A 9,938-nucleotide genomic window follows, 5' to 3' on the forward strand; every position below is an offset into this window, starting at 1 on the left:
TCAGAGGTCCTGCTTGGGCCTGCCGAAGCGATACCACCCCACCGCTACCAGCACCGCGAACAGCGCGATGTATGGCAGATAAGCCGCCAGCCACAGTGCACCCGAAAGGATGCCGAGCGTGAAGCCACCCACCGAGCGAAGCGCCGCTTGCCATGCATCACCGAGTTTTTGGGCGCCGGTGGGCGCGACCGTCGTGGTTTTCGCGGCCGCATCCGTCAACGAGACGTCAATCGTAGAATACGCCACTTGATGCTTTTCAGCCTGTAGCTGAGCGTCGAGCTGCTCCACTTGCTCGCGCACTTGAGCCAACTGCTGTTCAGCTGCGAGCACGTCGTCGATCTTGCCTTGGCGGTCCATAATCCTTAGCAGGTCCGCTTCAGTGCGGCGCGCATTTTTCAGCCGCGCCTGAACGTCGACGATCTGCGCCGATACGTCTTGGGCCGATACCGAACGCGCCTGCACGCCGCCGACCGACGCGAGCGCGCTCATGGCGGATTCGAACTCGCGCTGCGGCACGCCGATCTGCAGTTGTGCCGTGTGGCGCTCGCCCGCCTGAGTCGGCGTCTGATCGGAAAGCGAGAGCACGTTGCCGCCGTGAGTTCGCGCGACGACCTGCGTCGCATCGATCGCCTTCTCGACGTCGGCGACAAGCAGGCTGATCGAACCTGTGCGGATCATTTGCGGAGCGGCTGCGTCGGACGCGATCGACTGAGGCGCAGATGCGTCAACCGCGTTTGCGGTCGCTACCGCCGCGGCGGTCGTCGTCAATTTGCCGAACGTCCGCGTCGTTGGAAGATTCACATGCACGGCGCCAGACGGCGCCTCCAATTGCAGGTTCGCGATCTGCTCAGTCCCATCGCCGGGCGTTGACGGACCTGGAAACCACCCGAACGCCACGTGACCGACGATCGCCACCGCCGCCACTGCCGGCAAGGCCGCCAGCAGCCAGCCGGCGCCCGCGAGCGAAGCCCACAGCTTGCCGACGCTGCGCGGTGCATGCTCCTCGCGCGCGATTCGCGCAAGCGATTTCGCGAGCAGCGTCTCCGGCGGCCCTTCGACGGCCGCGTCCTTCTCCAGCATGTAGTCGCGCAGCGAGGTGAGCTCTTCGACTTCGGCCGCACACTCCGCGCAGCTGTCGATTTCAGATTCGACTGCCGTTCGCTCCTCGAGCGACAGCGTGTCGTTGATGTACCACGGCAGCAGCTCGCTGATGTTGCGGTGCGTCATGATGCCTCACCGTGCAGCCCGCGGCGCACGAAATATTCGCGGAGATGTCGTCGCGCGTGGAACATTCTCGTTTTCACCGTGTTGACCGGACAGCCTGCGATATCGGAGATCTGCTGATAGGAGTAGCCCTGCGTCAGCGCCAGTTCGACCACTGCGCGATGCTCGGGTGATAGCGTGCCCATCGCCGCTTCGAGATGCCGCCGCAGCAGATCGGCCATCGCGCTCTCTTCAGGGCTCGGGCGCGGATCGGACATCGCCGCCACCGCGTGCAATTCCACGGGGGGCGGTTTGCGCTTGCGCAGCGCGTCGATCGCTTTGTGATACGCGATGCCGAAGAGCCACGTCGCCGGTTTGGAATCGTTGCGAAACCTCGGCGCGCCGCGCCACACTTCCACCATGACGTCGTTGACGAGTTCTTCCGCTTGCTGTTTTTCGCGCACCATGGAAAGAAGATAGCGGTAGAGCCGGACCTCATATGCGCGGTAGAGGCGCTCGAAAGCGGACCGGTCGCCGCGCGCGATCTGTGCCAGCCAATACCGGGCATCTTCTTCTGCGTGCGGTGCGTCCATATACCATATGTCGGAATCCGGCGCCAAAAGGTTCACTCGTAGTTACGAGGGCAACCCGTACTAGGGAACCCGTACGAGGGCGAGCATCGCTCGCCCCGTTTTTTTAGGAATGGGCAAGCGATGCTTGCCCTACTACATAGACGGCGAATGGGCGAGCGATGCTCGCCCTAGTACCGGGCCGCGGCGCGGACTTGCGCGAGCGGCTTGCTCAGATCGGCCATCAGTTCAGGCCCTACGACCGCGAACGGGGTCGTGCCGTAGCAGAGCAGCCGGTCGTGGAAATCCAGCATCGTGCCGCGAGAGCCCATCTTCTGCCGGTACTGCGCTTCAATCGTCTCAAGCTGATTCCGCCCGACCGTGTACGCAATCACGTACCCCGCGCCGAGCGCTATGCCGGCGACCGCAGCGTCTGCCTCGGATTTGGGGAACCCGGTCTGCTGTGAGAAAAAATCGGCTGCCTGACGATATGACCACTGACCGCTGGCGAGCATCGGATCCACGATCGCCCGCGCGCCGCGCACGCGTTCCCATTGCGCGGTGTAGTAGCGCCCGTCGAGGTCATCGCCGTACAGACCCAATTGCACGAACATCTCCTCGCCGTAAAACGCCCAGCCTTCGGCGAACACGCCGCTTCCCTGGATCTTGCGCACGAAGTCCGGATGCCGCCGCGCGATCGACAACTGGAGGAAATGGCCGGGCATGGCCTCGTGTGCGCCCGTCGACAGAATCCGGTCGCGATCGAAATCCTGATTCGGATCCAACGTCTTCGCAGCTTCTGCAAGCGACGTCGGCGGTGTTATGAAGTAGAATCCGTCGATCTCCGGCGCGAATTGGCGCGGCGGATTCATCGAGGCGCCCGGCGAGACCGGCTGCAGGAACTTCGGCGTTTCAACAACGTTGATGTTGCCCAACCAAGCCGGAACCGTCACGACTTGATTGTCGGTGACATAGCGGCGCAGATCGGCGATGCGTGCGCGGTAGTAGGTCACTAGCGCATTTCCGCTTGGCGCCATGCCACCGCCGGAAAGCGGACCAAACGGAGTGTGCGTGGTCTGCGAGAGGTGTTCGAGCCACACCCGGACCGCCCAGCCGTGATTCAGTTCATCGTATCCCATTCTTGCGACGTCGTTCGCGTCGAATGGCAGGAGCTGTTCGTCGCGCAGCATCGCATCGTAATTAGCGCGGCCCATCGCAAAATTCTCAGGCCACGAGGCGACGTGCGCGTCGATATATTTCTTTGTGGCGGCCATAACGGTCACCGTCTTGTCACGGGCTGCCGAAAACCGCTTGAACTTATCGGCAGACATCTGCGTTTTGGCCGCTACGGTAAGCGCGCCGTCGAAGAAATCGGCCACGCCTGCGAGCTCTTCGCTTCCGACGACGCCGTACAGATGACCGGGCGTCGTGACGAGCGACTGCGCCGCGACGATGAATGCCGGCGCTTTTTCCAATCGCGATGTGATATCGTCCCATGCGCGCGCGACGCCGGCGGCGGTCGCGCCGTTCACGCCGGTAGTGGGCACGTGCTGAAATTGAGTGAAGATCGCTCCGACGACCGCGTTGGCCGGACCGGCGTAGTCCTTGCGATCCACGTTGTAGACCGTGTATTGCCGTGAAAGTCCCGTGAGTTGCGCGCCGAGCAGTTTAGCGTCGTCGCGCTCGACGAGCGTCATCGATGATCCGTACTGCGAAGTGATCTTCGCGAGCCTGCTCTGCCATGTAGCGATCAGCGTCATGTCCTGGCTGCGCGCGTCTTCCGACGCCGCATCGATCTGGCCATCGTACCCGGCGATGCCTAGAGCGGTCGCGGTCAGCGGATGCACGCGCGCCCAGGTGTAGGTCATATCCTTCGCCAGCGTTTGCATTTGCTGATAGGCCGGACCGTTGGCGCCCATCGCAACGCCGGGGGCGGCGGCCACGACTAACAACCCAAGCGCAAACACTATGATAGCAGGACGATTCATAGATGGCTCCTCACTTCAGACAGACGACCGTCGCGCTTTCGGTGGTTTGGCCTAAGCCCACTTTTTCCCGAGCGCGTCTAAATTCGAGCGCCCTAGATCTTCGGGTGTCATTGCAATCCGGAATTCCACTTCGGCATTGAATGTGAGAAACAACGGCTCGGCCAACGTCGGGACATCGGAAGCATCGTTGACATTCACGACGAGGGTGCAGCCACGGCGTCCGTGATGCTCGGAGAAATAGGCGGCTTCGGGCTTGATGGACTCAAGAATTTTCTGGATCTTCTGTCCGGCACTTCCATCGCGAACGGCGGAGTTAAAAGGTTCGAGCGGAAATTGAACGTGCATGAGCATGCGCATGATGTCACTCCAAAGATAACTAAGCGCTATACCAAAGTCCTGCAGCATGTAAGTTTGCGGCGGTACGATTGGCAAGTTGACGGTGATTGGATGCTACGCTTGCCACGGACCAGATGCCCGTTCCTGCTTTGTCGGCTACCGCACGACCGTGACGTTGATGTCGGTCTCACCGGCGGAGACTTCTCTGACGACCAGCGCCGAATCCGAATTTGCGCGCCGCACAGTAAACCTGACATATTCGCGGCCGGACACTTGCAGCATGGTCTCGGCGGCGTCGGCGGGCGTGCGGTCTTCATACCAGCGGCGCACCGTCTCGATCGAGGCGGGCGCGACGTAATCCGTCGATCTCCCGATACGTCCGGCGGAATCGAGCGCCGATCCGCCTGGCTGGAGGACGGCGCCCGGATACACGGGCGGATGCAGGACGTCGTATCGTGCGCCCATCGCGGTCGGGGTGAACTGAATCGCGCGCATCTGCGGACTTTGGTACGCAAACGCGCTCCGGCCGTAATAGAAGATGCCGGGACCAAACGCGATGATGGCTAACACCGCCGCAGCCTGCGCCAAGAACGGCAGATCTCGAAACCAGCGGTAATCTGCGACGAGCATCCTATACGCCATCGGCGTCCAGCCAAACGATTCGATCCGCCGCGCCCACGCATCGTCCAACGCGTCCGAGAGTGCGAACGCCGACCATTCATCGACTTCGATCATCCGCGTCCGGTCGCGCGTTTCGAGCGCGACGAGACGCCGCGCGTGCGCGTCCAACAATTCCGACGGCGATGCGGATGGAAAGTCTTCGACGAATTCCCGCGGCACTGGGCGCATCGGCTTTTCGCCCGGTGACGTGCTGCGCGAACGCACGAGCGAGCCGTTCATGCCATAGGAGACCATCGACAGTGAAGTCGGTCCGGCGGAGCGCTCCTCAGGCGCGGTGCCCGCTTTACCCTTTCCGGGTGGGATCAGCGCGCACGAGTGGAAGAGAACCGCGACGATCGAGCGACGCCCTCGATTCACGAAGATGCGTCTGCGCACGATCGCGTTGCCTTTTGTCGAGACGCAGTCACCGCGCCGCGTGAACCCGAGTGCCGCGACTGCGGTCTCCAACTCCACGGCTTCGCCGCTTTTCAGGGCGTCGAATTGGCGCGGATCGGCCTCACGCCGGAGAACGGCTTCGCGCCGCGAACGGAACTGCCCGGCCTCGCCGGAAAGAAGCACGGCCAGGACCACGACGGCGCCGGTCGACATCGCGCTGGTCGAGCTAAAACCTAAGAACCGCCACGCCACGAACGAGCCGGCCCAAAAAAAGAAGACCAGCCTGCCTATCCATGGGATATAGCGGCCACCCCAATACCACACGCTCATGAGTATCGACGCCAAGCGTGACAATCCATGCTCTTGCGACCCTGCGGCTGTCTTCTACTAGTTACATAGTTGACAAGCGCCACCGCGCGATGTATGCTTGCCCCATGGCACGCAATACATCACCAACCCTCACTGCCGCGGAACACCGCGTGATGGACACGCTTTGGCGTCTCGGCCCAGCGACGGTGGCCGACGCAGCCGTCGGCATCGGCAAGCCGCTGCTCGCGTACACAACGGTGCTCACGGTCCTCCGTACCCTCGAACGCAAGGGCTATGTGCGCCACAAGTCCGAGGGCAGAGCGTACGTCTACGAGCCGGCGGTCGATCGCAATGCGGTCCGCCGCGATGTCGTCGGCTACGTTTTGCAACAGTTCTTCGACGGTTCGCCGCGCGCGCTGCTTCTGAACCTCCTCGAATCGGAGTCGGTCGACCAGACCGAACTGCGCCGGCTGCGCGCCCTCATCGACAAGTCTCGCGAAGGCGAAAGGAACCACTGAACATGCCGCCCTTCCAAACAGTCGCCTCGACAGCGGCGGCTCTCGGCCACGCTTTGATCGACGGCATCTGGCTCGGCGCGTTGCTCGCGATCGTGCTCGCCGTGAGCTTGCGCCTTGTCAGAGGCCTGAACGCGGCATCGCGCCACGCGATATGGTACGCAGCGCTCATCGCCATAGCCGCGGTGCCTGTCGCCGGCTTTAGTTGGTCCGTGACGCACGCGTCCACGAGCAGCGCACAACCCGCTCGCATCGAAATCACTCAAGCTCGCGAAAACAGCGCGGGCGCCCCCGCCGGCGCGGCCCCTATCTATCGCAGCGAACGCGTGAACCCGGCCGGCAAATCGGCGACGAGCGATGGCGGCCAAGTCTCGTCCTCTCTACCGGCGGCGCTTCCCACATCGCGCTTGCCGATAAACATGCCCGATATCATCCTCGCGATCGTCGCGCTTCTCGCATTGATCTCCATCGCCGGCCTCATCGGCGTCTTGCTCAGTCTTGCTCGCTTGCTGGCGGTGAAACGCGACAGCCGGCCGTTCGATGCGGCGGCCGAAGCGGGACTTCGCCGTTGGTCGGCGCGACCTGCGGCGGGCCGCGCCGTTTCGCTGCGCGTCTCGCAAGGCGTCGACGTTCCGGCAGCCGTCGGATTCTTGCACCCCTCGATTCTCGTGCCGGCGTCATGGCCTGCAAATCTCGAAGCCGATGAGCTCGACAAGATCGTCATGCACGAGTATTCTCATCTTCTTCGCGCCGACGACTGGACCGCGTTTGTCCAACGCGTGGCGGAGCGGCTGTTCTGGTTCAACCCCGCCGTGCGCTACATCGCCGGCCGCGCCAATCTCGAGCGCGAGATCGCGTGCGACGACCGTGTCGTCGCGGAGTATGCAAGCGCAACGTCCTACGCCGAGTGCCTATGGCGGATCGCACAATTCTCGCACATGCCGGCGGCAAAATCACTGGTGCCCGCAGCGCTTGTCACGCGCGCTCAAATCGTCGAAAGGATAGAACTTCTCATGAACACCGAACGCGACATCCTGCCGCGCATTCGGCCCGCGGCCGTTGCGGCCATCGTGCCGCTTGCCGTTGCGCTGCTCATCGTCGGCGTCATGCGCGCGCCCGCCATCACATTGGCCGCCGCGCCCAGAGCGGCAACCGCGCAAACCCACGCCGCGAAACCTGTCATTGCAAGGCAGGCCGTCGCAGCTTCCAAGCCGGCCACATCCGCATGGATCGCGACGAAGAAAAGCACTCCGCCGTCGCTTCAAGCGGTCGCCGGCACCTCGAACATGGTCGCCCTTTCAGGTAACGGCCTCGATGTCCGCACTCTGCTTCAGGATTGCGCGGGTTGCGACCTGAGCGGAAAAGATCTTCGCAACACCGACCTTCACGGCTTGCGGCTGACCGGCGACAACATGTCGAGAGCCGACATGCGCGGCGCGAACTTGCGCGGCACGAACTTCGAAGGCGTCGATCTGAGTGGCGCCCGCTTCGACAACGCCGATCTCACGAATGCGGTGTTCGCAGGCACCGACCTTAAGGGCGTATCCTGGACCGGAGCGAAGATGGAAGGCATCGTGCTCCAGGGCGTCGCGATCGATGCGGCGATGTTGCACAGCGGCTTGGCCAAACAATTGCTCACTTCGTGCCAAGGCTGCGATATGTCCGGCCTCGACATGCGCAATCTCGATCTCCGGGGCGTCCGCCTTCAAGGCGCCGACCTCTCGCGCGCCGACCTCCGCGGTGCGAATCTCGCCGGCGCGATTCTCGACGGCGTCGATCTGGACGATGCGATGCTCGATGGTACCGACCTGACCAACGCCCGCCTCAACGGCTGCAACCTTTCGCATGTCGACTTGCGGCGCGCCCACATCCAAGGACTGAAGCTTGAGGGTGCCGATCTGCGCGAGATGAAGTTCTCAGGCCTGAACGTCCGCGGCCTAACGGCGGACGGCGCCGATCTCAGCGGCGCGCAATTGCGTCAAGTGGACCTGTCGGGCGTGCGCATGAACGGCTCCGACTTCAGCTCCGCCGACCTGACCGGTGCGCAGCTTGTCGAAGGTGAATTCGCCGGGGCCGATTTCCGCCAGGCGCGTCTGGACGGTGCAAATCTGCAGCGAGCCCGGCTGTGCGGCTATAACACCTCCATCGACACCCGCGGCGATCGAATCCGGCACGACAAATCGTGCGCCGATCTTTCGGGGGCGTCCACGAAAGGCGCGGACTTCCGCGACGTGCAGATCTGCGACTGGCACAACGACGTGGAGACGTGCCAAGCGATTTCGAGCGCCGACCTAAAGAAGTACTCGCATTCGCGTTTGACAGGCGCCGTCACGCCCACTTTTTGATGCCCTTTGTGACTATATAATTAGTTAAGCCGCCTGCGCGATGCGGGCGGTTTTTTCTTTTTCGTGTGAACCGCACGATGCACGGTGGCATACTTCAGCTAAAGCCGTAGAAAGTTGAGGCATGCCGATGAATTTACTACTTCCCGCCCTCGCAGCGGTCGCGGTGATGACCGCGGGTTCGCAAGCAACAGTTCAGATCTCGGACTACGCATTCAAACAACCCATGATCACCGTCGCGGCCGGCACGACCATCACATGGACGAATCACGATGACGACCCGCACACGGTGACCGCAGACGATAAATCCTTCGATTCCAAAGGGCTCGGCAATGGCGACGCGTGGTCGCACACATTCACAAAGCCGGGCAAGTACACGTATCATTGTGCGGCTCACCCCTTCATGAAAGGCACTGTCATCGTCACGGAGGCAACGAATTCACGATGAAGCGCGAAGAATTCCTCGAGTGCATGGCTTGGTGCGGCACCGGCGTGGTGTACGGGCTCTCGGGCGCGGGCATCGTGGGCCGGGCGCTCGCCGACGATTCCGGCGGAACGATGCCGCCGCTGGACCGCACGTTCGTGCAGATCAGCGACACGCACGTCGGATTCAACGGCAAAGCCAATCAGGATGTCATCGCCACCTTTCAGCAAGCCATCGACAAGATCAACGCGTTGCACAAACCACCTGAGTTCGTCATCCACACCGGAGATCTCACGCACTTGTCCAAACCCGATCAGCTCGACACCGTCAAGCAAATGCTAGGGACGATCAAAACCGGAGCGTACTACGCGGTACCTGGCGAGCACGATGTCATCAACGACGGGGGCACCGAATTCTTCAAAGCCTTCGGACACCCATCGGGCAATCGCTGGTTCAGCTATGATGCCGCCGGCGTACACGCGCTCGCGCTCACGAACGTCGTCGATATCACAAAAGGCGGAATCCTTGGCCGCGATCAACTCGAATGGGCGCGCACCGATCTCGCCAAACAACGCGCCGATACGCCGATCGTGGTCATGGCGCACATCCCACTCTACGCCGTCTATCCCGATTGGGGTTGGACCACCGACGATCAGATGGAGCTGCTGGATCAACTCCGTCGCTTCGACACGGTCACCGTGCTCAACGGCCATATCCATCAGGTCCTCTCGAAGGTCGATGGCAAGATCACATTCTATACGGCTGCGAGCACGGCGTTTCCACAGCCCAAGCCGGGTTCAGCGCCCAATCCCGGACCGCTCGCCGTTCCGGCCGGAGATCTCGGAAAGCTTCTTGGCATCCGTACAGTGACCGTGCAGGGTGGATCGCACAACATCGCGATCGCTGACCAGTCGCTGGCATCGTAGGAGAGCAACGGCAGTAATGGTGATTGAGAGCGGCGATTCCGTCATCGCGCGTCTGCGCGCCGGCGATCCCGGTGCGCTCGCCGAAACGTACGATCGTTACGCGGCGCGCTGCCGCGGTGTCGCATACCGCGTCCTACACGATGACGTGCTCGCCGAAGACGCGGTCCAGGAAGCATTCGCGTCGCTGTGGCGGCGGCGCGACGGCATGACCGTTCGCGCCGCCGGGCTCAGTCCTTGGCTTGTGGTCGTCACTCGAAACGCGGCGCTGAC

General features: G+C 62.5%; 10 protein-coding genes. 5 read left to right on the forward strand and 5 right to left on the reverse strand.

All coding sequences use genetic code 11. The features are described 5' to 3' along the window. From VII69_08575 to VII69_08595, 5 genes are all read right to left on the reverse strand, one after another. A complete protein-coding gene (locus VII69_08575; GenBank protein ID HEY5095153.1) occupies window positions 1–1,227 on the reverse strand; it encodes a DUF4349 domain-containing protein in 1,227 nt (408 codons plus the stop codon). Continuing rightward, window positions 1,224–1,796, reverse strand: coding sequence for a sigma-70 family RNA polymerase sigma factor (locus VII69_08580; GenBank protein ID HEY5095154.1), 573 nt, complete (start codon window positions 1,794–1,796; stop codon window positions 1,224–1,226). The genes VII69_08575 and VII69_08580 overlap by 4 nt, the downstream gene beginning before the upstream one ends. Before the next feature lie 167 nt (window positions 1,797–1,963). Then, complete coding sequence (locus VII69_08585; GenBank protein ID HEY5095155.1) at window positions 1,964–3,760, reverse strand: DUF885 family protein; 1,797 nt, start codon at window positions 3,758–3,760, stop codon at window positions 1,964–1,966. A gap of 51 nt (window positions 3,761–3,811) precedes the next feature. After that, a complete protein-coding gene (locus VII69_08590; protein ID HEY5095156.1) occupies window positions 3,812–4,117 on the reverse strand; it encodes a hypothetical protein in 306 nt (101 codons plus the stop codon). Window positions 4,118–4,252: 135 nt separating this feature from the next. Continuing rightward, window positions 4,253–5,497, reverse strand: a complete 1,245-nt coding sequence (locus tag VII69_08595; GenBank protein ID HEY5095157.1) for a hypothetical protein — start codon at window positions 5,495–5,497, stop codon at window positions 4,253–4,255. Window positions 5,498–5,586: 89 nt separating this feature from the next. Here VII69_08595 and VII69_08600 point away from each other — a divergent pair, with 89 nt between their 5' ends. The 5 genes from VII69_08600 to VII69_08620 form a co-directional block, all read left to right on the forward strand. After that, window positions 5,587–5,979, forward strand: coding sequence for a BlaI/MecI/CopY family transcriptional regulator (locus tag VII69_08600; protein HEY5095158.1), 393 nt, complete (start codon window positions 5,587–5,589; stop codon window positions 5,977–5,979). A gap of 2 nt (window positions 5,980–5,981) precedes the next feature. Beyond that, window positions 5,982–8,321 carry a pentapeptide repeat-containing protein gene (locus VII69_08605; protein HEY5095159.1) on the forward strand — a complete coding sequence of 780 codons (2,340 nt, stop codon included), beginning with the start codon at window positions 5,982–5,984 and terminating at the stop codon, window positions 8,319–8,321. Window positions 8,322–8,448: 127 nt separating this feature from the next. Continuing rightward, on the forward strand, window positions 8,449–8,766 hold the full coding sequence (locus VII69_08610; protein HEY5095160.1) for a cupredoxin family copper-binding protein: 318 nt from the start codon (window positions 8,449–8,451) through the stop codon (window positions 8,764–8,766). Next, a complete protein-coding gene (locus tag VII69_08615) occupies window positions 8,763–9,668 on the forward strand; it encodes a metallophosphoesterase (protein ID HEY5095161.1) in 906 nt (301 codons plus the stop codon). The genes VII69_08610 and VII69_08615 overlap by 4 nt, the downstream gene beginning before the upstream one ends. A 16-nt stretch (window positions 9,669–9,684) precedes the next feature. Continuing rightward, window positions 9,685–9,938: sigma factor (locus tag VII69_08620; protein ID HEY5095162.1), on the forward strand; the 254-nt coding region annotated here is incomplete at its 3' end.

The sequence above is a fragment of the Candidatus Eremiobacteraceae bacterium genome, assembly GCA_036511855.1.
In the GTDB taxonomy this organism is placed as follows: Bacteria; Vulcanimicrobiota; Vulcanimicrobiia; order Eremiobacterales; family Eremiobacteraceae; genus JABCYQ01.

Bases quoted from the DNA above. Each gene is read 5' to 3' on its own strand.
- VII69_08600 (HEY5095158.1), top strand. From the start codon at position 5,587: ATGGCACGCAATACATCACCAACCCTCACTGCCGCGGAACACCGCGTG.
- VII69_08590 (HEY5095156.1), bottom strand. From the start codon at position 4,117: ATGCGCATGCTCATGCACGTTCAATTTCCGCTCGAACCTTTTAACTCC.
- VII69_08615 (HEY5095161.1), top strand. From the start codon at position 8,763: ATGAAGCGCGAAGAATTCCTCGAGTGCATGGCTTGGTGCGGCACCGGC.
- VII69_08610 (HEY5095160.1), top strand. From the start codon at position 8,449: ATGAATTTACTACTTCCCGCCCTCGCAGCGGTCGCGGTGATGACCGCG.
- VII69_08605 (HEY5095159.1), top strand. From the start codon at position 5,982: ATGCCGCCCTTCCAAACAGTCGCCTCGACAGCGGCGGCTCTCGGCCAC.
- VII69_08585 (HEY5095155.1), bottom strand. From the start codon at position 3,760: ATGAATCGTCCTGCTATCATAGTGTTTGCGCTTGGGTTGTTAGTCGTG.
- VII69_08580 (HEY5095154.1), bottom strand. From the start codon at position 1,796: ATGGACGCACCGCACGCAGAAGAAGATGCCCGGTATTGGCTGGCACAG.
- VII69_08575 (HEY5095153.1), bottom strand. From the start codon at position 1,227: ATGACGCACCGCAACATCAGCGAGCTGCTGCCGTGGTACATCAACGAC.